A 23318-nucleotide genomic window follows, 5' to 3' on the forward strand; every position below is an offset into this window, starting at 1 on the left:
ATGCGCGTCCAGTTCGACTCCCAGATCTTCTGCGCCCAGGCGTACGGCGGCATCTCGCGTTACATCACCAACCTCGCCACCGCGCTGGACCAGCATGCCCTGGCCAAGGTGCAGGTCCTAGCACCCCACCATTGCAATGCACACTTGGAACAGGCGCCCACCCATCTGGTGCGCGGCGCGAGGGCGGGCGCCGAACCCACCACCGCCGGTCGCGCCGTCAGCCTGCTCGGCAGCCTGTGGATGCAGCGCCGGGACCCGGCGGACATCCTGCACCACACGTACTACTACCCCTTCACGCTGCCGCCCGCGCGATCGCGGACCGTGTTGACGGTGCACGACATGATCCACGAGCGCTTCCCGAACAGCTTCATGGCGACGGACCCCATCCGCCGCTGGAAGCGGCGCGCGCTCGGCCGTGCGGACGCACTGATCTGCGTCTCGCAGAACACGCGCGCGGATCTGTTGGAGCACTACCCGGCGCTGGACCCCCAGCGCGTCTACGTCACCCACCTCGGCGTCAACCAATGGCGGCCTGCAACCGGCTCCGCCGCAGATGAACACGGCACGACAAACACCGAGCCCACCATCCTCTTCGTGGGTAGCCGGCACGGCTACAAGAACTTCGGCCGCCTGTTGGTCGCCTACCAAGCGTCGCATTGGCTTCAAGAGAACTTCGGGCTGGAGTGTTTCGGCGGTGGGCCTTTCTCGGCCACCGAGCAGGCGGAGATCGCGCGCGGACTGCGGCCTGAAAACGTGCGGCAACGCGGCGGGTCGGATGCTGATCTGATGCAGCGCTACGCCCGCGCCGCGCTGTTCGTGTACCCCTCGCTGTACGAGGGCTTCGGCCTTCCCCCCCTGGAGGCCATGTCGATGGACTGCCCCGTGGCGTGCAGCCGCACCAGCGCGATCCCGGAGGTGGTTGGCGACGCTGGTGCCTATTTCGATCCGCACGATTCGGAATCGATCGCTGCCACGATGGAGCGCCTGTTGGGCTCTGCCGCCGAACGGCAGGATTTGGTGCGCAAGGGACGACAACGCTGCACACAGTTTTCCTGGACGCGCTGTGCGGAAGAGACGCTGGCGATCTACCAGGCCACGGCGGGGCATCGTCCATGAGCGGAGAGCCGTTTGCGCGAGCCTCGGGCGCCTGGCAAACGGATGCGTCACATCACGCCCCCGCATTCAGCGTCATCACCGTCGCCTACAACAGTGCGCCGACCATCCTGGCGACGCTGCAATCCGTAGCGGGGCAGACACTGAAGGGCGTGCAACACATCGTCATCGATGGCGCGTCACCCGATGGAACGGCTGCGCTCGTACGCGCCCATGGCCAGAGCGCGGCGCTACTCGTCTCCGAACCCGACGCCGGCATCTACGACGCCATGAACAAGGGCCTGCGCCTGGCCACAGGCGAGATCGTCTGTTTTCTGAATGCCGACGACCGCTATGCGCATGACGACGTGTTGACGCAGGTGGCCGCCGCCATGCAGCCCGAATCCCTGGACGCCCTGTTCGGCGATGTCGCCTTCTTCCGTGCCGACGCGCCGGCACGCCTGATGCGTCGCTACGACTCCTCGCGCTTTCGCCCCGACAGAATCGGCTGGGGCTGGATGCCTGCGCATCCGGCCGCCTTCTTCCGCCGCAGCGTCTTCGAGCGGGTCGGCGAGTTCAAGACCGACTACCGGATCGCAGGCGACTACGAGTGGATCGCCAGGGCCTTCTCACGCGGGCCGCTGGCCTACCGCCACATGGCTCAGGTGCTGGTCCACATGCAGACCGGAGGCATCAGCACGCAAGGCTGGCGCAGTACGCTGCGGCTGAACCAGGAAGTGCTGCGCGCCTGTCGGGAGAACGGCATCGCGACCAGTTGGGGCCGCTTGCTGTCCAAGTACCCCGCCAAGCTGCTGGAATATCTGCGGCCATGAAGCTCGTGCTGACGGGAGGCCGTGGCTTTGTGGGCACTGCCGTGTCGAAGCAGCTCGACGGCCATACGCGGCTGGCCCTGCTCGCGGCCGGTGAGCGCCGCCTTTCCACGCGTGCAGGCGGCGCCGAAGAGATGACAGATTGGCGCCCCGTGCTCGCGCAGGCGGACGCCATCCTCCACCTCGCCGCCCGCGCCCACATCCTCCACGACGACGCCGCCGACCCGCTGGCCGCGTACCGCGCCGTCAACACCACTGGCACGCTGCACCTGGCGGAACAAGCCGCCGCAGCGGGCGTGCGCCGCTTCGTGTTCGCCAGCACGGTCAAAGTGCATGGAGAGTCCAGCCCCGCCGGCCAGCCCTGGACGGAGGCCGTGCACCCAGCCCCCACCGACCCCTACGCCATCAGCAAATGGGAGGCCGAACAAGGCCTCGTCGCCATCGGCGCGCGCACCGGCATGGAGGTTGTCATCGTCCGCCCGCCGCTGGTCTACGGCCCGGGCGTCAAGGCCAACTTTGCCGCGCTGATGCACGCCGTCGCGCGCGGCTGGCCTCTGCCCCTGGGCGCCATCGACAACCGGCGCAGCCTGGTGGCGCTGGACAACCTGGTGGACTTCCTGCTGCTCTGCCTCACGCATCCGGCCGCAGCCGGCCAGACCTTTCTGGTCAGCGACGGGGAAGACCTGTCGACCGCTGCGCTGCTGCGCCGCCTGGGCCAGGCCATGGGCCGCCCGGCCCGGCTACTGCCGGTGCCCACCGCCCTGTTGACCGCCACGGCCACGCTGGCTGGCCGCGGGGCCGCCGCCCAGCGCCTCTGCGGCAACCTGCAGGTCGACATCACCAAAGCCCGCACGCTGCTCGGCTGGACGCCCCCGATCAGCGTGGACGAAGGCCTGCGCCGCGCCGCGCAAGGCATCGCCCCATGAAGCGCCTGCTCGACCTCGCCCTGGCGCTGGCGCTGCTGCCCCTGCTGGCGCTGCCGCTGCTGTCCATCGCCCTCGCCGTGCGCCTCACCTCCCCCGGCCCGGCGCTCTACTGGTCCGACCGCGTGGGGCGCCACAACCGCATCTTTCGCATGCCCAAGTTCCGCAGCATGCGCACCGACACCCCCGCCGTCGCCACGCACCTGCTCGACAAGCCCGAGCGCTACCTCACTCCCATCGGCAGCTTGCTGCGCCAAAGCAGCCTGGACGAGTTGCCGCAGCTCTGGAGCATCCTCATCGGCGACATGAGCTTCGTCGGCCCGCGCCCGGCCCTGTTCAACCAGCACGACCTGATCGCGCTGCGCACCGCGCAGGGCGTCGATGCCCTGCTGCCCGGGCTCACCGGCTGGGCGCAGATCAACGGCCGCGACGAGCTGCCGATCCCCGCCAAGGTCGCGCTCGACCACCACTATCTGCAGCACCGCAGCCTGGGGATGGACCTGCTGATCCTGTGGCGCACGGCGCGCAAGGTGATCGCTCGCGACGGCGTGGCGCATTGAACCCGTCGCTCTCACGCCGCTCCCACGCCGCTCCTACGCCACCGTCACGCCGCCGTCACGCCGCTGGCCGGACGCGCCATCGCGCCCACCTAAAATGCCCGGTTCGCCGCGCGCAGGGTCCCCCTCGCCGCGCCCCGCTTTTCCGCTCCCAGCCCGCCGCACCCACCATGTCTGACCAGACCCCGACCCCCGCCACGCCCACGGACGACAACCAGCTGATCGCCGAGCGGCGCGAGAAGCTCAAGGCCCTGCGCGAGCAGCAGCGCCAGGGTGGCGGTGTCGCTTTCCCCAACGACTTCAAGCCTGGCGACAAGTCCGCCGACCTGCACCGCCAGCACGACGGCGTGGACAACGAACAGCTGGAGGCGCAGGCCATCGGCGCCGTCGTGGCCGGCCGCATGATGCTCAAGCGCGTCATGGGCAAGGCCTGCTTTGCCACCCTGCAGGACGCGACGGGCCGGATTCAGCTCTACATCACGCAGGACGCGGTGGGCCCCGAGGTGCTGGCCGCGTTCAAGCATTGGGATCTGGGCGACATCGTCGGCTGCGAGGGCACCTTGTTCCGCACCAAGACGGGTGAGCTGTCGGTGCGCGCCACCAGCGTGCGGCTGCTCACCAAGTCGCTGCGGCCGCTGCCCGACAAGTTCCACGGCATGACGGACCAGGAACAGAAGTACCGCCAGCGCTATGTGGACCTGATCACCGACGGCGACGCGCGCAAGCGCTTCGTCGCGCGCAGCCAGGGTGTGTCGGCGATCCGCAACTTCATGGTCGAGCACGGTTTTCTCGAGGTCGAGACGCCGATGCTGCACCCCATCCCCGGCGGTGCCAACGCCAAGCCGTTCAAGACGCACCACAACGCGCTGGACCAGGAGATGTTCCTGCGCATCGCGCCTGAGCTGTACCTGAAGCGCCTAGTCGTCGGCGGCTTCGACCGCGTGTTCGAGATCAACCGCAACTTCCGCAACGAAGGCATCTCGGTCCGGCACAACCCCGAGTTCACGATGATGGAGTTCTACGCGGCCTACTGGAACTACCGCGACCTGATGGACTTCACCGAATCGCTCGTGCGCCATGCCGCGCAAACGGTGGCCGGCAGCCAGCAGCTGAGCTACGGCGGCAAGGCGGTGGACCTGACGCAGCCCTTCGCGCGGATGACCATCCGCGAGGCCATCCTCGCCCACACGGATGCCGGCGACAACGTGGACGACACGGCCTGGTTGGTGGCCGCACTGCGCAAGCTGGGCATGACGGAGGAGAAAAATCGCCTGTCCACCCGCAGCCTGGCCAGTTTGCAGGTGCTGTATTTCGAAGAGACCGTCGAAGAGAAGCTCTGGCAGCCCACCTTCATCATGGAGCATCCGACCGAGATCTCGCCGCTGGCGCGCGCCAACGACGAGCGGCCTGAGGTGACCGAGCGGTTCGAGCTCTACATCACCGGCCGCGAGTTCGGTAACGGGTTCTCGGAGTTGAACGACGCCGAAGAACAGGCCGCCCGCTTCCACGCCCAGGTTGCCGCCAAGGACAGTGGCGACGACGAGGCCATGTTCTACGACCATGATTTCGTGCGCGCCCTCGAATACGGCATGCCGCCCACCGGTGGCTGCGGCATCGGCATTGACCGGTTGATGATGTTGCTGACGGATGCGCCCAGCATCCGCGATGTGATCCTGTTCCCCGCACTGCGCCGCGAAAGCTGAACGCGTGAGACTGCGCGCCTACCTGCCCGCCTGGGCGCACGAGTGGATCGACGTTCTCGTGCCCGGCCTGCAGATCCTGGGCATCCTGCTCGTGGCCTGGCTGCTGTTGGTGCTGGTGCACCGCGTGCTCAAGCGCACGGCCGAGCGCTACCAGCTGCCAGCCGACCTGGTGCGCCCGGTGCGCAATGCGCTGCGCTGGATCATCTATGGCGCCGCCGCGCTGCTGGCGATGGAGCGGCTGGGCGTCTCGGCCACCGTGCTGTGGACGGGCTTCACCGGCTTCGTGACGGTGGCGGCGGTGGCGTTCTTTGCCGCGTGGAGCGTGCTGTCCAACCTGTTCTGCGCGGTGCTGATTTTCAGCACGCGACCATTCCGGCTGAACGATGTGGTCGAGGTCATCGACGTGGGGCACGAGGCGGGCATCAAGGGCCGGGTGGTCGATATCCGCCTGGTCTACACCACGCTGGAAGACGTGACGCCCGAGCACCAGGGCGCGCTACTGCAGGTGCCCAACAGCATGTTCTTTCAGAAGGTGGTGCGGCGTTGGCGCGCGCCCGAGACAGCCGGCGCTTCGGCGCTGGAGCTATGAGGCGATGGCTCGCGTGAAGGCGCCAGCGCTCGGTATCGATTTCGGCACGTCCAACTCGGCCGCAGCCTGGGTGGCGGCCGGTGGCCTGGCGCAGGCCCTGCCGCTGGAGGACGCGGCCACCACCCTGCCGACGGCGGTTTTCTTCAACACCGAGGACCGCAGCACGCACTTCGGACGTGACGCGATGACGCTGTACCTTGCCGGCGTCGAAGGCCGCTTGCTGCGCTCGCTCAAGAGCGTGCTGGGCAGCCCGCTGATGCGGGACGCCACGTCCATCGGCGACCAGCTCGTGCGCCTGGAGGACGTGGTGGCCTTGTTCCTGGACGAGGTCGCCCGCCGGGCCGAACACCAGATGGGCATCCGGCCACGCCAGGTGGTGCTGGGCCGGCCGGTGCACTTCGTCGACGACGACGCGGCGCGCGACCAGGCCGCCGAGGACAGCCTGCGGCAGGCGGCCGACACCGCCGGGTTCGACGACGTAGCCTTTCAGTACGAGCCGATCGCCGCAGCCTTCGACTACGAGCGCCGCATCAGCCGCGAAGCCGTGGTCCTGGTGGCCGACATCGGTGGCGGCACCTCGGACTTCAGCGTGGTGCGGCTGGCGCCAGGCCATGTGCCGGGCGAAGACCGCACGCGCGACATGTTGGCCACGCGCGGCGTGCACATCGGCGGCACGGACTTCGACCAGCGGCTGAGCCTGGCGCGCGCCATGCCGGCGCTTGGCCTGCGCCATACCGGGCCGGACGGGCGCGAAGTGCCGAGCACGGTGTTCTTCGAGCTGTCGTCCTGGCATCTGATCCACTGGCTGTCCACCCCACGGGCGCTGCGCGAGGCGCGCCAGCTGCGCGTCAACTACAGCGACACGCGTCTGCACAACCGGCTGATGCAGGTGCTGGCCGAGGGCCAAGGCCACCACATCGCCCAGGTGGTCGAGCAAGGCAAGATCGACGTGTCGGTGCAGGAAGCGGCCACCGTGCTGGACCTGTCGTTCGTGGAAGCCACGCTGCGCATCGCGCTGACGCCCGAGCAGATGGCCGTTGAGCTGGCCGATTCGCTGCGCCGCGTCGTGGCCTGCGCCCTGGACTGCGTGCGGGCTGCGGGCCTGGCGCCGCAGGCGCTGGACGCGGTCTATCTGACGGGCGGCTCGTCGGCGCTGCGGCCGTTCCAGCAGGCGCTGCGCGAGGCCTTTGCCGGTGTGCCGCTGGTCGAGGGCGACCTGTTCGGCGGCGTAGCTGCCGGGCTGGCCTATGAGGCCCAGGCGCGCTATGGGGCCTGAGGGCTCGGCCGGAGAAGCGCCAGCGGTCAGGCGCTCCCGTTCAAGCGCTCAAGGCAGCTTCCACAAAGCCTGCATGTAGGCCGGCTGGACCATCAGGGCGTCCCACTCGGGGGCCGGCGTGGTCGGCAGCAAGGCCTGGCGCCGTGCCTCGGATGCTTCGCTGGGTTGCCAGCGGCCCTCGATCTGCGCGCGCGCGACGCCGTCGATCAACTCGTCGATGGCCGTGCCGCCGCCCGGGCTGTCGGGCAGGCTCTGGTTGCAGAGCAAGGCTAAGTCGCAGCCGGCCTGCAAGGCAGCCAGCGCGGCATCGGCATAGCCGACCTGCTGGCCATCGATCACGCGGGCGCCGGCCATGCTGAGGTCGTCGCTGAAGATGGCGCCGTCAAAGCCTAGCTGGCCGCGCAGGATGTCCTGCAGCCAGCGCTGCGAGAAGCCGGCCGGGCGGCTGTCGACCTTGGGGTAGACGACGTGGGCCGGCATGACAGCCGTCATCACCGTGTCGAGCCAGCGGTAGGGCTGGGCGTCGTCGGCGAGGATAGCCTTCAGGCTGCGGCGGTCGACCGGCATGTCGGTGTGCGAATCGGCGCGCACGAAGCCGTGGCCAGGGAAGTGCTTGCCGCAATTGCCCATGCCGCTTTGCAGCAGGCCTTGCATCAGGCAGCGCGCCAGCATGGTGACGACACGCGGGTCGCGCGCGAAGGCCCGGTCGCCGATGACGCCGCTCTCGCCGTAGTCCAAATCCAGCACTGGTGTGAAGCTGAAGTCCACGCCACAGGCGCGCAGCTCAGCGCCCATCACGTAGCCGCAGGCCGTCGCCGCGCCCATGGCCTGCATGGCGGCCTCGCCTTCCGTCTTGTGTTCGCCCTGCAACCACATGCGGCCCAGCGCGCGCATGGTGGGCAGGTGGGTGAAGCCGTCGGTCCTGAAGCGCTGCACGCGGCCACCTTCGTGGTCCACGCAGATCAAGAGGTCGGGCCGCAGCTTCTTGACGGCGCGGCACAGGGCCGTGAGCTGCTCGCGATCCTGCCAGTTGCGGGCGAACAGGATCAGGCCGCCGACCAGCGGGTGGCTCAGGCGGCGGCGGTCGTCGTCGGTCAGTTCCAGGCCGGCGATGTCGATGATCAAAGGGGCGTGTTGCATGGCATCAGGAAGTTTCAACGATCACGAAGCTGGCCGCATAGTCGGTCTCGTCGGTGACGCTGACCTGGGCGCGCAGGCCCTTGGCCTCGAACCAGGTCTTGAGTGCGCCGTGCAGCACGATGACGGGCTGGCCGCTCGGCAGGTTGGCGATCTCGCACGAGCGCCAGGTCATGGGCATGCGCATGCCCATGCCGATGGCTTTGCTGAACGCTTCCTTGGCGGAGAAACGCGTGGCCAGGAAGCGCAGTCCACGGTCGGGCCAGCGTTCGCTGCGGCGGCGGTACACCGCCAGTTCGCCCTCGGACAGCACCTTTTCGGCAAAGCGCTCGCCGTTGCGCTCGACGCTGGCGCGGATGCGCCGCACGTCGCAGATGTCGGTGCCGATGCCGTAGACCATCAGCGCGTAGCCGCCTCGGCGATGCACTGCAGGTAGGCCTTGACGGTGGCGTCGTAGCCAAGCTCCAGCGCGTCGGCGACGAGCGCGTGGCCGATGGACACCTCTTGCACTTCGGGGCACGCGGCGAGGAAGGGCGCGAGGTTGTCGCGGTTCAGGTCATGACCGGCGTTGACGCCCAGGCCGGCTGCGGCCGCCGCACGGGCCGTCTGCGCGAACGCTTGCAACACGCTTTGGCCGTGGGGCAGGCCAAAGGTGGCGGCATAGGGCTCGGTGTACAGCTCGACGCGGTCGGCACCCACCGCGCGGGCGGCGGCCATGGCGGTAGGGTCCGGATCCATGAACAGGCTGACGCGCACACCCAGAGCCTTCGCCTCCGCAATCAGCGGACGCAGACGCTCACCGTCCTGCACCAGGTTCCAGCCATGGTCGCTGGTGAACTGGTCTTCGCCATCGGGCACGAAGGTGCATTGCGTCGGCCGCACGGCGCGCACGAAGTCCATGAGGTTCTGGAACGGATTGCCTTCGATGTTGTATTCGCGGCCCGGCCAGGCTTGCATCAACGTCGCCAGCGCGTGCACGTCGTCAGCGCGGATGTGGCGAGCGTCCGGCCGCGGGTGCACGGTGATGCCGTGGGCGCCGGCGGCCAGGCACAACTCGGCAGCGCGCAGCACGCTGGGGATGCCCAGGTGCCGCGTGTTGCGCACCAGCGCCACCTTGTTGACGTTGACGGACAGCGCCGTGCGCGGGGATGTAGAGGTCATAGGGCTTGCAGGTCCATCATGAGCTGCCGGGTGTGCAGCATGGCACCGCCGCAATGGTAGTGCAGCATTTGGCGCAACTGCGGCTTGAGCATGCCCGCCACATGGGCGCCGGCCTGCAGCAGCGCGTGGAAGGGCGCCGGGTCCTGTAGCGCCTGCTGCAGCGCTTTCCACTGTGCGCCCGGCAATCCCGCGCGGTCGTCTTCATGGCTCTCGCGCAGGCCGCCTTCGGGCACGAGGGTGTAGCGGGTGGTGTCGTCCAGCGGCGCGAGTGTCTGGGTCTGCAAGTCCAGCGCCGGCAGCACACCGGTTTCGCGCAGCAGCAGCAACTCGAAGCTGCGCAACGCCGCCTGCAGCACCTCGCCATGCTCGGAGGCCAGCAGCGCGACAGCCTGGCCATAAGCATCGAAGAGCTCGGGGTGCGGGTCATCGCGCGCGAGCAGACGCATCAGCAGCTCGTTGAGGTAGTAGCCCGACAACAGCGCGTCGCCGGTGGGCATGACATGGCCGCCGACCCACTCCACGCCCTTCAAGGTACGGATCTCGGCATCACCGCCGAAGCCCACGCGCAGCGCCTGCAGCGGCAGCAGCACCGGGCGAAAGTTCGAGCTGGGCCGCTTGGCGCCCTTGGCCACCAGCGCTACGCGGCCGCAGTGGCGCGTGAACACGTCCAGGATCAGGCTTGACTCGCTCCAGTCATAGCGGTGCAGCACATAGGCCGGCTCGTCGAGCGTGCGCTTGGTGGCCACACCCAGCGCGTCACTCGTAGCCAAACGAGCGCACGCGCGCTTCGTCGTCGGCCCAACCCGAACGCACCTTGACCCACAGCTCGATGAAGACTTTGGCATCCATGAGCTTTTCCAGATCCATGCGGGTCTCGGTGCCGATGCGCTTGATGCGCTCGCCCTTGTCGCCGATCACCATGGCCTTGTGGTTGTCGCGTTCGACCACGATGGTGGCGGCTACGCGCACCAGGCGCTTGTTGGGGCCGCGGCCGGGCTCTTCGCTGTACTGGTCGATGATGACGGTGGAGGTGTAAGGCAGCTCGTCACCGGTCAGGCGGAACAGCTTCTCGCGCACGGTCTCGGTCACCAGAAACTTCTCGCTGCGGTCGGTCAGCTCGTCCTCGGCGTAGAACCAGCCCTGCTCGGGCAGGTACTTCTCGCAGATGCCGAACAGGCGCTCGATGTCCTTGGCGTTCTTGGCCGACATGGGCACGAACTCGGCGAAGGCATGGCGTTCCTGCATCGACTTGAGCCACGGCGCGATCTCGGCGCGCCGGTGGATGTTGTCCAGCTTGTTGGCCAGCAGCACCACGGGGATGCCCGGCTTGAGCAGCGACAGCACCTTGGCGTCGGCCAGTGTGAAGCTGCCGGCCTCAACGACGAAAAGCACCAGGTCGACATCGCTGACCGCCCCCACCACGGTCTTGTTCAGAGAGCGGTTCAGCGCGTTGTCATGCCGGGTCTGGAAGCCCGGCGTGTCCACGAAGACGAACTGCGTCGCGCCGCGCGTGCGCATGCCGGTGATGCGGTGGCGCGTGGTCTGCGCCTTGCGCGAGGTGATGCTGATCTTCTGGCCTACCACTGCGTTCAACAGGGTCGACTTGCCGACGTTGGGCTTGCCGACGATGGCGATCAGGCCGCAGCGCTGGCCTGCGGCGCCATCCGTTGGGTGCGGGGCAGCGGGTGCATCCGTTTCGTCGGACGCGTGCGGCGCATCGAGAGCGTCGGACTCGTCGGACACATCCGGACCTTCCGACGCATCGGGTGCGTCAGCGGGGTCGGTGGCGTCAGCGGCGTCAGCGGCATTGGTTGCATCCGGAGCATCGGCAGACTTTCGTGCCTTCCGTGCCCTCCGTGCCTTCGGAGCGTCTTGTGCTGTCGGTGCAGAAGATGCATCCGGTGCGTCCGAAATCGGCTCCTGTTCGGCCGGCGGTGTGGTGTCGTGGTTCATGCGTTGTTCGCTTTCAGTTTGGCCAGCATGGCGGCAGCCGCCGCCTGCTCGCCGGCGCGGCGCGAGCCGCCGATGCCGCGCTCGACCAGGCTCAATTCCTCGATGACGCACTCCACGTCGAAAGTCTGCCGGTGCGCCGCGCCCAGCGTGCTGACCACGCGGTAGGCCGGCACCTTCATCTTGCGACCCTGCAGCCACTCTTGCAACTCGGTCTTTGGGTCCTTGCCGATCGCCTGCATCTGCGGGTTGATGGCCACAGATGCGAACAGGCGGTGGACCAGCGCCTCGCCGGCTGCAAAACCACCATCCAGGTAGACGGCGCCGATGAGCGCCTCCAACGCATCCGCCAGGATCGACGGGCGCTTGTGGCCACCCGATCGCGCCTCGCCCTCGCCCAACCGCAGAACGGTCGCCAAGGCCAGCGTCAACGCGATCTGGTGCAGCGTCTCCTGCTTGACCAGGTTGGCACGCACGCGCGAGAGATCGCCCTCGGGCTGGTCGGCCAGCCGCTGGTACAGCAGACTGGAGATCGCCAGGTTCAGCACCGAATCGCCGAGGAATTCCAGGCGCTCGTTGTGGTCGGCCGAAAAGCTGCGGTGGGTGACCGCGCGCAGCAACAGCCGGTCGTCCTTGAAGCGGTGCTGCAGGCGCTGTTGCAGCGCCGTCAGTTCAGGGTTCACGCTATTTCGACTGGCCCTGGTACTTCAGCAGCAGGTACGCAGGGGCAAACAGTTCGATCTCTTTGTCGTAGGCAAACGCCACGACGACCTTGTCGCCGTTCTTGCTGATTTTCAAGTCGTTGCCATTGATGGAGGTGATGTCGTCGATGGCTGCGGCCCGGTCGAAAATGGCGCGGACCTCGGCCACCGTGGTGCCGGCGCTCGCCTTGTCGGCAGCCTTGCTGATCGCCTGGTATTCAAGCGCCGTGGGCACCACCTTGGCGCCGATCACGAAGCCGAACACGAGGACGGCCCCCACGAAGACCACGCCGAAAAACGACATGCCACGCTGCCGGCCCCCGAACGGATGGTGCTTGCTCTTCATCTCTGTGTCCTCTTGCCGCACGGTTCAGTTGAACGCGCCGATGCGCTTGAAACTGCCGAAGTTCATCCAGATGAAAAAGGCCTTGCCGACGATGTTGGCGTCCGGCACGAAGCCCCAATAGCGCGAGTCCAGCGAGTTGTCGCGGTTGTCACCCATCATGAAGTAGTGGCCCTGCGGCACTTTGCAGACCACCCCTTCCACACTGTATCGGCAGTTGTTCTTGAAAGCGAAGTCTTCTGCGCCGGGAATGAAGGCCGGCCGGTCGTCGTCGATCAGCAGGCGATGGGGCTTGTCGCCCAGCTTCTCTTCGTACTGCTTGAAGTAGCGCATCGCGTCCTGGTCGAAGAACTCGGGCACTGCGCTGGTGGGCACTGGCTGGCCGTTGACCGTCAAACGCTTGTTCAGGTAGGCCACCTCATCGCCCGGCACGCCGACGACACGCTTGATGTAATCCAGGCTGGGCTTGGGTGGATAGCGAAACACCATCACATCGCCGCGCTGCGGCTTGTTGCCGTCGGTGAGCTTGGTGTTCATCACCGGCAAGCGCACGCCGTAGTGGAATTTGTTGACGAGGATGAGGTCGCCCACCAGCAAGGTCGGGATCATGGAGCCGGATGGGATCTTGAACGGCTCGTACAGGAACGATCGCAGCAGGAACACGACCAGGATCACCGGGAACAGGCCGGCGGTCCAATCCAGCCACCACGGCTGCATCAACAACCGGCCCCTGGCTTCGGCCATGTCGACGTTGTCGACCTGCGTGATGCCCTTGCTGGCCAGATCGGTCTTGCGCCGGGCGGCCTCGTGTTCCAACTGTGTCACCGCGGCGCGGCGGCGCGGCAGGAAATAGAAACGCTCGGCCAGCCAGTAGATGCCGGTCACCATGGTCGCCAGAAACAGCAACAAGGCGAAGTTGCCTTCCAGCCGCCCCATGTACCAGGCCCCCGCGTACGCCACGAAGGCCGCGAGGATCGCTGCGGTCAGAACTGGCATCAGTCTTCCACCTGCAAAATGGCCAGAAAGGCCTCCTGGGGAACTTCAACTGAACCAATCTGCTTCATGCGTTTTTTGCCGGCCTTTTGTTTTTCGAGGAGTTTGCGTTTGCGGCTGATGTCACCGCCATAGCACTTCGCCAGCACGTTCTTGCGCAGGGCTTTGATTGTCTCACGCGCAATGATGTTGGGCCCGATGGCGGCCTGGATCGCCACGTCGTACATCTGGCGCGAAATGATCTCGCGCATCTTGGCCACGACGGCGCGTCCGCGATACTGCGACTGGCTGCGGTGCACGATGATGGACAGGGCATCGACCTTCTCGCCGTTGAGCAGGATGTCGACCTTCACCACGTCGGCGGCGCGGTACTCCTTGAACTCGTAGTCCATGGACGCGTAGCCGCGGCTCACGGATTTGAGCTTGTCGAAGAAGTCCAGCACGATCTCGCCCAGCGGCATCTCGTAGGTCAGCACGACCTGGCGGCCCTTGTACGCCATGTTCATCTGCACGCCGCGCTTCTGGTTGGCCAAGGTCATGACCACGCCGACATACTCCTGAGGCATGTACAGATGCACGGTGACGATGGGCTCGCGGATCTCGGCCATCCGGCCCACGTCGGGCATCTTGGAGGGGTTCTCCACCATCAACGCTTCGCCGTCGCTCTTCATGACCTGGTAGACGACGCTAGGTGCCGTGGTGATCAGATCCTGGTCGAACTCGCGTTCGAGCCGCTCCTGCACGATTTCCATGTGCAGAAGGCCGAGAAAGCCGCAGCGAAAGCCAAAGCCCAACGCCTGACTCACCTCGGGTTCGTAGTGCAGCGAGGCATCGTTGAGCTTGAGCTTTTCCAGCGCGTCGCGCAGCGAGTCGTACTCGCTGGCTTCGGTGGGGTACAGACCTGCGAACACCTGGGGCTGGATTTCCTTGAAGCCCGGCAAGGCTTCCGACGCGGGGCCCAGGTTGTTGGGCAGCTTCTTCTCGAGCGTGACGGTGTCGCCGACCTTGGCGGCCTGCAACTCCTTGATGCCCGCGATGATGTAGCCCACTTCACCCGCTTCGAGCGAGGGACGCGGCTCGTTGGCAGGCGTGAAGACGCCGAGGTTGTCCGCGTTGTAGACGGCGCCCGAGGCCATCATCTTGAAACGCTCGCCCTTGCCGAGCCGCCCGTCGACGACGCGCACAAGCATGACCACGCCGACGTAGGTATCGAACCAGCTGTCGATGATCATCGCGCGCAGTGGTGCATCGGGCTTGCCCTTGGGCGCGGGCACGTGGGCGACCACAGCTTCGAGGATGTCGTCGATGCCCACGCCCGTCTTGGCCGAGCACGCAATCGCGTCAGTCGCATCGATGCCGATCACGTCTTCGATCTCGGAGCGCGCGTTCTCCAGATCGGCATTGGGCAGGTCGATCTTGTTGAGCACCGGCAGCACCTCGACACCGAGGTCCAGTGCGGTGTAGCAGTTCGCCACGGTCTGCGCTTCCACACCCTGCGATGCATCCACCACGAGCAGTGCGCCTTCGCATGCGGACAGCGAGCGACTCACCTCATACGAGAAGTCGACATGGCCCGGCGTGTCGATCAGATTGAGATTGTAGACCTGCCCGTCGCGGGCCTGGTAGCGCAGTGCTGCTGTCTGCGCCTTGATAGTTATCCCGCGCTCTTTTTCGATGTCCATCGAGTCGAGAACCTGGGCTTCCATCTCGCGGTCTGCGAGCCCGCCGCAGCGCTGGATCAGCCGGTCCGCGAGGGTTGATTTGCCATGGTCAATGTGCGCGATGATCGAAAAATTTCTGATGTGCTGCATCAACGAGAAGCTTCAAGTAATTGAATTAAAAAGACGCGCAAAAGAAAAAGGGCGCGTCGATCAACGACGCGCCCAGAACCAACAATCTTTGGCAACTGCGATGGTTGGAGCTTCATTGTAGGCAAAAAGCCCTACCTGCATAGCCGTGAAAAGAGGACAAAGCGGTCGTTGCAAGGTCACAACAAGAAACTTGTGCACAGCTTATCAACAATATTTGGGGACAAATTTCTGGACAACTTGTGGGCGCCCTGTGGATCGTCGATCGTTAACGTGGCGGTATCCCGTATCGTGGGTTGCAGGAGCGTTGTTATGCCGTTCCAGCGCGTACCGGGCCACGGATTCTATCCAAACTGCTTGAAGCGAAGACCGGTGCTAGCGCCCACTCACATCGAGAAATCTGGACGCAAGCACAAAATTTGGTGAGCCGCAGTGGCGTTTGCACCACCTGCCCGGCCCCTCAACCCCATTTCCGAGAACAAATTGGGGCTTTTTGCATACGATATCAGGGGCTGGATCGGATCAATGCGTACTGTGCCCACTCTCCGCGGCGGAACAACACGCTGACCGGCTTGCTGCGATCGGCCTTGGCCACTGCAGCTTCGAAGCCCTTGGTGCCGTCGATCTCCATGTTGGCAATCGCCACGATGACATCGCCCTCGCGCAGGCCGGCGCGCGCCGCGCCTTCCGCTACTGCCTCCACCTTGACGCCGCCTTTGATCTTCAGCTCCTTCTTCTGGGCGTCGGTCAACTCGCTGACCACGAGGCCGAGCGCTTGGCCGGCCGCCGAGGCACGTGGTTTGTCTTCCTTGACGGGCGCCTTGGCGACGGCCTTCTCGGGCTCGATTTCCGCAATGACGACGCTGAGGTCGCGGGTGCCGCCGCGCCGGAACACGGTGATGGCGCTCTTGGAGCCCGGCTTGGTGTTGCCGACCATGCGCGGCAGGTCGCCCACACGCTCGATCTGCTTGCCTTCGAAGCGCGTGATGATGTCGCCGGCTTCGATGCCGGCCTTCTCCGCAGGTGAACCGGGCTCGACGCTGCGCACCAGCGCACCCTGCGGCTTGCCCAGGCCGATGGACTCGGCGACGTCCTTGGTGACCTGGTCAATCTGCACGCCGATGCGGCCGCGCGAAACCCGGCCGACCGTGCGCAACTGCTCGCTGACGCGCGTCGCCTCGTCGATCGGGATCGCAAACGAGATGCCCATGAAGCCGCCCGAGCGTGAGTAGATCTGGCTGTTGATGCCGACGACTTCGCCGCGCATGTTGATCAGCGGACCACCCGAATTGCCGGGATTGATCGCCACATCGGTCTGGATGAAGGGCACGTACTCGCCGGTGTCGCGCTGCTTGGCGCTCACGATGCCCGCCGTCACGGTGTTGTCCAGCCCAAAGGGCGAGCCGATCGCCATCACCCATTCACCAACGCGCAGCCGGCCGACGTCGCCCAGCTTGACGGCCGGCAGCCCGGTGGCTTCGATCTTGACCACAGCCACGTCGGTGCGCTTGTCGGCGCCGATCAGCTTGGCCTTGAACTCGCGCTTGTCGGTCAACGTGACCAGCACCTCGTCGGCGCCGTCCACCACATGCGCATTGGTCATGATGAGGCCGTCTGACGTGAGGATGAAGCCCGAACCCACACCACGCGGCTGTTCGCCGTCGGGCTGCTGGGGCCGGGGCCCTTGACGCGGCACGTTCGGCATCGGCATGCCGAAACGACGGAAGAATTCGAGCATCTCCTCGTCCATGGCACCGGGCGCCTGCCGCGGCGCGACACGCTCCGAAGTGCGAATGTTCACGACCGAGGGCCCGACCTGGTCCACCAGATCGGTGAAATCGGGAAGCGAACGCCCCTGAGCCTGCACCGACGGAGCCGGCACCAGCACGGCCAGCCCCACGATCGCCAGCATCCACACCGTCGCCTGGCGACGCAACTTTGCTACAGCAAGCACCTGCATGATCATCCTTTTCATCAAACCACCACGACGCGCAGCGCTGCGATGAACGCAAGCGCTGCACGCCGCTACTTTTGTCGTTCCAGCGCCTCGGCGAATGCCTTCAAGGTCTTGGGCGGAACCTCACCCACGGCGGTCAGCCACCAGTCCTCGGCACGCTGCGTCAACGACTGCGTCGCGCCGACCGTCATCACGCCTGGCTTGACGTGCCGTTGCGCATCGAAGGGCTCAAGGAACAGCGACACGGACGCAAGACCGTCGGAAAACACCCACTGGACCATGCCGTGCTCCACCACGCCATCCTTGGACGCGCGCTTGATGCAACTCACGGACTTGAAGCCAGCCACCGGAATTTGCATCGACCAGCCTTCGGCGGCCGGATCGGTGCGCTGCGTCTCCAGTGTCTCGGTCCGATAGCCTGCGGTCTGGCCCATCAGCTTCGTGAGTCGGTCCAGCCGCAGGGGTGCATCGAGCTGCAGCTCCGAGAACGCGGCCTGTTCCAGCACCCGACCGTTGGCAGCCAACGTCTGCAACTTGATCACCAGGCCGGACTTCTTTTCGCTCCAGATCCGGTAGCCGTAACGGAAGTGGTCCTTAGGCTTGAGCAACACAACATCGGCTTCGAACCCCGCGACGCGATCGTCGCCAATCTGGCGCGCTGAATAGAACTCGGGGATCGAGGTGTCTGTCGCCTGTAGAACGTTGGGGAACAAGCCCAAGGATTCGCGCCGCTCGATGCGCACGACCTTGGTGTCCTGCATGAAGGTCACCATGTGGTCGTTGCGACGGAAGGTAGAGCGCGGTGGCCCCGTCAACGCGTCGACGCGCTCGATCTGCTGGTCGCCCTCACACGCATGCCAGATGCGAGCACTGGCCATGCTGGCGTCCGAAGACACGACAAACGTGCCCACATAGGCACGCTTGCGCGAGGCTTCATGCATCCGCATCAACCACTCGCCAATGCTGCGCTGCGGAGTGGGGGCCGTCGTCGACGCGCTCTCGACAGCAGGTACAGGCACGGTTTGGCCAACCGCCGCACAAGCGGACAGCGCCAGCCACAAGGCGGTCAGCGTGAAGCAACGGAAGGAACGTGGGTGCATGCTGTCGAAAGTCTTGGCTGCGTTCAGCGTTCGGGTGACGCGAAGGTCGCGCTGCGCAGGACGCCAGCTGGCAGCAACAGCGCCGTCGTGCCGCCTTGTCGATGCTGGGCGAGCAGTTCGTCCAGGCGCGCATCGCGGATCATGATCTGTTCCTCGCCGCCAAGCGGCCGCACCGGCATCTCCACGGTTTGCGAAACGGCCGCTGCGGGGGCCGCCACGGCCAACTGCTGCGACATGGAGCTCGGAGCGACGCCACCGCCCGTCAAGCCCCAGGCCAGTACCGCGACGGCAGAAAAGGATGCCACGCCCGTCACCAGCTTCCAGCGGAAGACCGCCTCGTTCGCCGGCTCGGCATGCCCCGTCACCGGCATGGCTGTGGGCGAGACCTCGGGACGTCCATTCGCCGTACCGGCGGCAGGCAAGGCCACCTCAGACCGGTGGACCGACAAAGGCTCCTCGGTCTGCAAGCGTACTTGCAGGCGCTGCAAAAAACCGGGCGAGCCGCGCACCATCATCGGGTCGCCGCCGCGCAGAACATCTCCGATCACATGGTAGGTGGCCCAGGTGGCCGCCAGATCGGCGTCCGCAGCCGCAGGCATCGCCATCCACTGCGCACATTCAGCGCGGTCCAACTCGCCATCCGCCAACGCGGACAACAACGCGCTGTGCTCTTGGGTTCCGTATTCGTTCATCTTCTTCACCTGCATCGTGTGTCTCGACCACCGTGTGGCTATCAGCGCTTACCAGCGCTTGCCGGACTGGTTTTCCAGCAACGGCTTGACCCGGGCGGAAATCGCTTCCCGCGCCCTGAAAATGCGCGAACGCACCGTGCCGATCGGGCAATCCATGACCTCGGCAATTTCTTCGTAGCTCATGCCTTCGATCTCGCGCAGCGTCACAGCCTGCCGCAAGTCCTCGGGCAAACCTTCCATCGCCGCGTTCACCACGGCTGAGATCTGTTTGGCCGCCAGCACGGTGTCCGGCGTTTCATGGCTGATTGGTTCGGTTTCGCGCCGGGAAGTTTCATCGTCGTCGTCCGAGCCGCGCAACGCGCTCTCGCTGACCGTGGGATCGCGCTTGAAATCCATCAAGGTCTTCTTGGCGGTGTTCACGGCGATCCGGTACAGCCACGTGTAGAACTGGGCGTCACCGCGGAATTTGGGCAGCGCCCGGTAGGCACGGATGAAGGTTTCCTGGGCGATGTCCTCGACCAGATCGACATCGCGGACCATCCGCCCGATCAAACGCTGGATGCGGCGCTCGTACTTGATCACCAGCAACTCGAACGCGCGCTGGTCACCAGCGACGGTGCGCTCCACCAGAATCAGGTCACTGTCTGCTGGAGGTGGCAGTGGCGTAGGCGTTGCGTCCTCCGTCACGACGCAGTGCCCCCATCCGCAGCCAGCGTGCGGCCGGCCCGGGGCGACGCATGCAGCGCGCAGCGCATGTCGTTCCAGGCCCGCGGCAATACAGCACGTTCGACACAGCACCAGGGGTCGCGGCCCGGCAGACCAGCCACGCGCAGGACCATCAAATGCTGGAAGTCAAAATGCAGCGCCACTGTCACCTGGATCTCGGTCTCACCGGCATGCCACCACCACGCCTGGCCGTCCCAGCGCAAGCTGCCCTGGGGCATGGCGCGCAGCAGGAACACGGCCGCCGCGCCGCTGCAGAGCAGACTCGCCGCTCCGGCTGCGAGCCGCCATCCCGCGCCGCCCGTTGCATACCACCACCAGCCGCCCAGCGCGGCCGCCGCCAGCCACAGCACCGCCACAGCCAGCACGAGGGGGCGCGCAAGCGCCACCGGGTAGCGAACAGCCGGAGCGCTGTGCATGGCGCAGCAGTGAAGGACGACAGCTCAGACGCGCTTGAAGACCAAGGAACCGTTGGTGCCGCCGAAGCCGAAGTTGTTCTTCAGCGCGACATCCACGGCCAGATCACGTGCCGTGTTGGCGCAGTAATCCAGATCGCATTCGGGATCCGGATCGACCAGATTGATGGTCGGCGGCACTTTCTGGTGGTGCAGGGCCAAAATGGTGAACACGCTTTCGATGCCACCCGCGCCACCCAGCAAGTGGCCGGTCATCGACTTGGTCGAGTTGATGACCAGCTTCTTGGCATGATCACCGAACACCAATTTGACGGCATTGGTCTCGTTCACGTCGCCCAGAGGAGTGGACGTCCCGTGTGCATTGAGATGTTGCACCTCGTCGGGGTTGATGCCGGCGTTGCGCAGCGCCATCTGCATCGACCGGCGTGGCCCGTCCACATTCGGGGCCGTCATGTGAAACGCATCCCCGCTCATGCCGAAGCCCAGCACTTCGGCGTAGATCCGCGCGCCGCGGGCCTTGGCACGCTCGTACTCCTCGAGCACGACCACGCCTGCGCCTTCGCCCAACACGAACCCGTCACGCCCCTTGTCCCATGGACGCGAGGCCCCTTGCGGGTCGTCGTTGCGTGTGCTGAGCGCCCGGGCGGCAGCAAAGCCGGCGATGCCAAGCGGCGAGACCGTTGACTCGGCGCCCCCAGCCACCATGACATCGCAATCGCCGTACTCGATCATGCGCGCAGACAGGCCGATCGCATGCAAGCCTGTGGTGCACGCCGTCACCACCGCCACGTTCGGCCCCTTGAAGCCGAACTTGATCGAGACATGGCCGGAGATCATGTTGATGATCGACGCCGGCACAAAAAACGGCGACACACGCCGCGGACCACGGCTGACCAACTCGGCATGCGTCTGCTCGATCATCGGCAAACCGCCGATGCCCGAGCCGATGTTGCAACCGATGCGCGTGGCCTCTTCTTCGCTCAACGCCTCGCCAGTGGTCAGCCCAGCGTCCGCCACGGCCTGGCAGGCCGCCGCGATGCCCAGGTGCATGAAGCGGTCCATGTGACGCGCTTCTTTCTCGGCGATGTAGTGCGTGATGTCGAAACCCTTGACTTCGCCTGCGAACTTGCAGGCCAAGCCGCTCGCGTCGAAGCTCTTGACCAGATCGATACCGGACTGCCCGGCCAGCAAGGCCTGCCAGGACGACTCAACGTCCGCTCCAACAGGGCTGACGCAACCAAGACCGGTGACGACGACACGACGACGCGACATATTGCAGGTCCTACTGGTCTCAAGCCTTTTGATGGTTGTTGGCGTAGTCGATCGCGTTCTGAACGGTCGTGATCTTCTCGGCGTCTTCGTCCGGGATCTCAATGCCGAACTCATCTTCCAATGCCATCACCAGCTCCACCGTGTCCAGGGAGTCGGCGCCCAGATCAGCCACGAACGACTTTTCGCTCGTGACTTGAGACTCCTCCACCCCCAGCTGCTCGGCAATGATTTTTTTGACGCGTGCTTCGATATCGCTCATGGTTCCCTCTCTTGGGGTTGTAAAGAATCGGTGATTTTAGCTGGGCTGCCTGCACCGCATTGGCCCCTGCAGGACAGGGACAAACGCCAGCGCCGACGGGCCGGCTACATGTACATGCCGCCGTTGACGTGCAGTTCCTGCCCCGTCACATAGGCGGCTTGAGGCGATGCCAGATACGCGACCGCGTGCGCGACGTCTGCAGGCCGGCCCAGGTGGCCCAGCGGGATCTGCCCCAACAGCGCCTTGTGCTGCTCGGCAGACAGTTTGCCGGTCATGTCGGTCTCGATGAATCCGGGCGCGATGCAGTTGACCGTGATGCCGCGCGAACCCAGTTCACGCGCCAGTGCGCGCGTCATCCCGGCCACGCCGGCCTTCGCTGCCGCGTAGTTGGCCTGGCCGGCATTGCCGGACGCGCCGACGACCGAGGTGATGTTGACGATGCGGCCATAGCGTTGCTTCATCATGGTCCGCATCACGGCACGGCTCATGCGAAAGACCGCCTTGAGATTGGTGTCGAGCACGGCGTCCCAGTCGTCGTCCTTTAGCCGCATGGCCAACATGTCGCGCGTGATGCCTGCGTTGTTGACCAGGATCTGCAGCGCGCCATGCTGCTGCACGATGGATTCGACTAGTGTGTCACCGGCGCCCGTCTCGTTGACGTCCAAGACGCGGCCTTCGCAGCCGGCGTGGGCCGACAGCGTCTGTGAAATCTTCTCCGCGCCCTGCGCGGTGGTGGCGGTTCCGATCACCTTGAGCCCAAGAGCAGCCAACTCCAGTGCGATCGCGGCGCCAATGCCGCGTGATGCGCCCGTCACCAGGGCGACTTGCCCTTCGAGATTGGTGTTGCTCATGCTGCCGTTGCCTCCAGTTGCGTTCTGGTTTGTGCCAAGGACGCCAGGTCATAGACAGCGCCAGAGGCCATCTCCGGATCGATCCGCTTGATCATGCCGGCGAGAACCTTGCCTGGGCCGCATTCGACCACCGTGGCAATGCCGCGCGCCTTGATGGCTCGCACGCATTCCACCCAACGCACCGGACCGAACGCCTGCCGGTACAGAGCATCGCGGATGCCGTCGGCATCGTCGAGAACCGCCACGTCGATGTTGTTGACCACGGGAATCTGCGGCGCGCCCAGCGTCAACGCGGCCAGACGCTCGCGCAGGCGCTCGGCTGCCGGCCGCATCAGGCTCGAATGAAATGGCGCGGACACCGGGAGCGGCAAAGCGCGCTTGGCGCCTTGCGCTTTCAGCACCTCACAGGCGCGCTCCACGGCCGCCTTGCTTCCCGCGATCACCGTCTGCGCCGGATCGTTGAAGTTCACAGCTTCAACCACCTCACCGCCGACGCCGCCCAAAGCTTGCGTCACTTCAGCGCAGCCGGCAATCACGCGTTGGCTGTCCATGCCCAAGATGGCAGCCATGGCACCCGTGCCCACTGGAACTGCGTCTTGCATGGCCTGTGCGCGAAAGCGCACCAACGGAACAGCCTGTGCCAGCGTCAACACGCCGGCGGCCACCAGCGCTGAATACTCGCCCAGCGAATGACCGGCAACGAGCGCCGGCGCAGCGCCGGTCTCTGCCAACCACGCGCGGTAGGCAGCCAGCCCTGCGACCAGCATCACCGGCTGGGTGTTGGTTGTCAGCGCCAGATCTTCCTTCGGCCCCTCATGGATCAGACGGGCCACGTCCTGGCCGAGCGCATCGGAAGCCTCGGCCAACACGGAGGCAACGGCGGGATGGTCGCCCCAGGCGTCAAGCATGCCGACGGCCTGCGAACCTTGACCAGGAAAAACAAAAGCAAATGGTGTCATGGTGAACGGTGGAGGCACCTCACAGC

Annotated in this window: 25 protein-coding genes; 7 read left to right on the forward strand and 18 right to left on the reverse strand. The window is 65.8% G+C overall.

All coding sequences use genetic code 11. The annotated features are described in order from the left end of the window. The 7 genes from AC099J_RS24735 to AC099J_RS24765 all read left to right on the forward strand — a co-directional run bounded on the left by AC099J_RS24735 (nucleotide 1) and on the right by AC099J_RS24765 (nucleotide 6970). Entirely contained in the window at nucleotides 1–1116 is a 1116-nt protein-coding gene (locus AC099J_RS24735) for a glycosyltransferase family 4 protein (RefSeq protein WP_479617946.1), read from the forward strand. Continuing rightward, on the forward strand, nucleotides 1113–1925 hold the full coding sequence (locus AC099J_RS24740) for a glycosyltransferase family 2 protein (protein ID WP_479617947.1): 813 nt from the start codon (nucleotides 1113–1115) through the stop codon (nucleotides 1923–1925). The genes AC099J_RS24735 and AC099J_RS24740 overlap by 4 nt, the downstream gene beginning before the upstream one ends. Further along, a complete protein-coding gene (locus tag AC099J_RS24745; RefSeq protein ID WP_479617948.1) occupies nucleotides 1922–2848 on the forward strand; it encodes a UDP-glucose 4-epimerase family protein in 927 nt (308 codons plus the stop codon). The genes AC099J_RS24740 and AC099J_RS24745 overlap by 4 nt, the downstream gene beginning before the upstream one ends. Then, entirely contained in the window at nucleotides 2845–3405 is a 561-nt protein-coding gene (locus AC099J_RS24750; protein ID WP_479617949.1) for a sugar transferase, read from the forward strand. The genes AC099J_RS24745 and AC099J_RS24750 overlap by 4 nt, the downstream gene beginning before the upstream one ends. A 167-nt stretch (nucleotides 3406–3572) precedes the next feature. Further along, nucleotides 3573–5105 (forward strand): lysine--tRNA ligase, encoded by a 1533-nt coding sequence (lysS, locus tag AC099J_RS24755; RefSeq protein ID WP_479617950.1) that lies wholly within the window; start codon nucleotides 3573–3575, stop codon nucleotides 5103–5105. Between the two features lie 4 nt (nucleotides 5106–5109). Next, nucleotides 5110–5694 carry a mechanosensitive ion channel domain-containing protein gene (locus AC099J_RS24760; protein ID WP_479617951.1) on the forward strand — a complete coding sequence of 195 codons (585 nt, stop codon included), beginning with the start codon at nucleotides 5110–5112 and terminating at the stop codon, nucleotides 5692–5694. A gap of 4 nt (nucleotides 5695–5698) precedes the next feature. Beyond that, the gene (locus tag AC099J_RS24765; RefSeq protein WP_479617952.1) at nucleotides 5699–6970 is read left to right on the forward strand and encodes an Hsp70 family protein; all 1272 of its coding nucleotides are present in this window, start codon (nucleotides 5699–5701) and stop codon (nucleotides 6968–6970) included. 48 nt (nucleotides 6971–7018) lie between these two features. On the opposite strand, the gene nagZ is transcribed toward AC099J_RS24765, so the two are convergent. From nagZ to fabD, 18 genes are all read right to left on the reverse strand, one after another. After that, the gene (gene nagZ / locus AC099J_RS24770) at nucleotides 7019–8110 is read right to left on the reverse strand and encodes a beta-N-acetylhexosaminidase (protein WP_479617953.1); all 1092 of its coding nucleotides are present in this window, start codon (nucleotides 8108–8110) and stop codon (nucleotides 7019–7021) included. 4 nt (nucleotides 8111–8114) lie between these two features. Next, on the reverse strand, nucleotides 8115–8507 hold the full coding sequence (gene acpS, locus AC099J_RS24775) for a holo-ACP synthase (protein ID WP_479618012.1): 393 nt from the start codon (nucleotides 8505–8507) through the stop codon (nucleotides 8115–8117). Next, entirely contained in the window at nucleotides 8507–9268 is a 762-nt protein-coding gene (locus AC099J_RS24780; RefSeq protein WP_479617954.1) for a pyridoxine 5'-phosphate synthase, read from the reverse strand. Before AC099J_RS24780 ends, acpS begins: the two co-directional genes overlap by 1 nt. After that, a complete protein-coding gene (gene recO / locus AC099J_RS24785) occupies nucleotides 9265–10014 on the reverse strand; it encodes a DNA repair protein RecO (RefSeq protein WP_479617955.1) in 750 nt (249 codons plus the stop codon). The genes AC099J_RS24780 and recO overlap by 4 nt, the downstream gene beginning before the upstream one ends. Nucleotides 10015–10024: 10 nt before the next feature. Further along, nucleotides 10025–10906 (reverse strand): GTPase Era, encoded by an 882-nt coding sequence (gene era, locus AC099J_RS24790; protein ID WP_479618013.1) that lies wholly within the window; start codon nucleotides 10904–10906, stop codon nucleotides 10025–10027. A gap of 311 nt (nucleotides 10907–11217) precedes the next feature. Next, a complete protein-coding gene (gene rnc, locus AC099J_RS24795; protein WP_479617956.1) occupies nucleotides 11218–11901 on the reverse strand; it encodes a ribonuclease III in 684 nt (227 codons plus the stop codon). A 1-nt stretch (nucleotide 11902) separates the two neighbouring features. Beyond that, nucleotides 11903–12265, reverse strand: a complete 363-nt coding sequence (locus tag AC099J_RS24800) for a DUF4845 domain-containing protein (protein ID WP_479617957.1) — start codon at nucleotides 12263–12265, stop codon at nucleotides 11903–11905. Nucleotides 12266–12289: 24 nt separating this feature from the next. Next, the gene (gene lepB, locus AC099J_RS24805; protein WP_479617958.1) at nucleotides 12290–13258 is read right to left on the reverse strand and encodes a signal peptidase I; all 969 of its coding nucleotides are present in this window, start codon (nucleotides 13256–13258) and stop codon (nucleotides 12290–12292) included. Next, nucleotides 13258–15066, reverse strand: coding sequence for a translation elongation factor 4 (gene lepA / locus AC099J_RS24810; RefSeq protein ID WP_479617959.1), 1809 nt, complete (start codon nucleotides 15064–15066; stop codon nucleotides 13258–13260). Before lepA ends, lepB begins: the two co-directional genes overlap by 1 nt. A gap of 502 nt (nucleotides 15067–15568) precedes the next feature. Next, nucleotides 15569–16975, reverse strand: coding sequence for a DegQ family serine endoprotease (locus tag AC099J_RS24815; protein ID WP_479618014.1), 1407 nt, complete (start codon nucleotides 16973–16975; stop codon nucleotides 15569–15571). A gap of 113 nt (nucleotides 16976–17088) precedes the next feature. Beyond that, complete coding sequence (locus AC099J_RS24820) at nucleotides 17089–18120, reverse strand: MucB/RseB C-terminal domain-containing protein (RefSeq protein ID WP_479617960.1); 1032 nt, start codon at nucleotides 18118–18120, stop codon at nucleotides 17089–17091. A 23-nt stretch (nucleotides 18121–18143) separates the two neighbouring features. Then, nucleotides 18144–18827, reverse strand: coding sequence for an RseA family anti-sigma factor (locus AC099J_RS24825; RefSeq protein ID WP_479617961.1), 684 nt, complete (start codon nucleotides 18825–18827; stop codon nucleotides 18144–18146). Between the two features lie 33 nt (nucleotides 18828–18860). Beyond that, on the reverse strand, nucleotides 18861–19499 hold the full coding sequence (rpoE, locus tag AC099J_RS24830; protein ID WP_479617962.1) for an RNA polymerase sigma factor RpoE: 639 nt from the start codon (nucleotides 19497–19499) through the stop codon (nucleotides 18861–18863). Next, on the reverse strand, nucleotides 19496–19954 hold the full coding sequence (locus tag AC099J_RS24835) for a hypothetical protein (RefSeq protein WP_479617963.1): 459 nt from the start codon (nucleotides 19952–19954) through the stop codon (nucleotides 19496–19498). The genes rpoE and AC099J_RS24835 overlap by 4 nt, the downstream gene beginning before the upstream one ends. A 24-nt stretch (nucleotides 19955–19978) precedes the next feature. Continuing rightward, nucleotides 19979–21223: a beta-ketoacyl-ACP synthase II gene (gene fabF, locus AC099J_RS24840; RefSeq protein WP_479618015.1), complete on the reverse strand. Its 1245-nt coding sequence runs from the start codon at nucleotides 21221–21223 to the stop codon at nucleotides 19979–19981. 19 nt (nucleotides 21224–21242) lie between these two features. Beyond that, a complete protein-coding gene (gene acpP, locus AC099J_RS24845) occupies nucleotides 21243–21482 on the reverse strand; it encodes an acyl carrier protein (protein ID WP_056185396.1) in 240 nt (79 codons plus the stop codon). A gap of 104 nt (nucleotides 21483–21586) precedes the next feature. Next, on the reverse strand, nucleotides 21587–22333 hold the full coding sequence (fabG, locus tag AC099J_RS24850; protein ID WP_479617964.1) for a 3-oxoacyl-ACP reductase FabG: 747 nt from the start codon (nucleotides 22331–22333) through the stop codon (nucleotides 21587–21589). Next, a complete protein-coding gene (gene fabD / locus AC099J_RS24855; RefSeq protein ID WP_479617965.1) occupies nucleotides 22330–23292 on the reverse strand; it encodes an ACP S-malonyltransferase in 963 nt (320 codons plus the stop codon). Before fabD ends, fabG begins: the two co-directional genes overlap by 4 nt. Nucleotides 23293–23318: the final 26 nt, after the last annotated feature.

It is taken from the genome of Rhodoferax sp. RT4P68, from assembly GCF_056521305.1.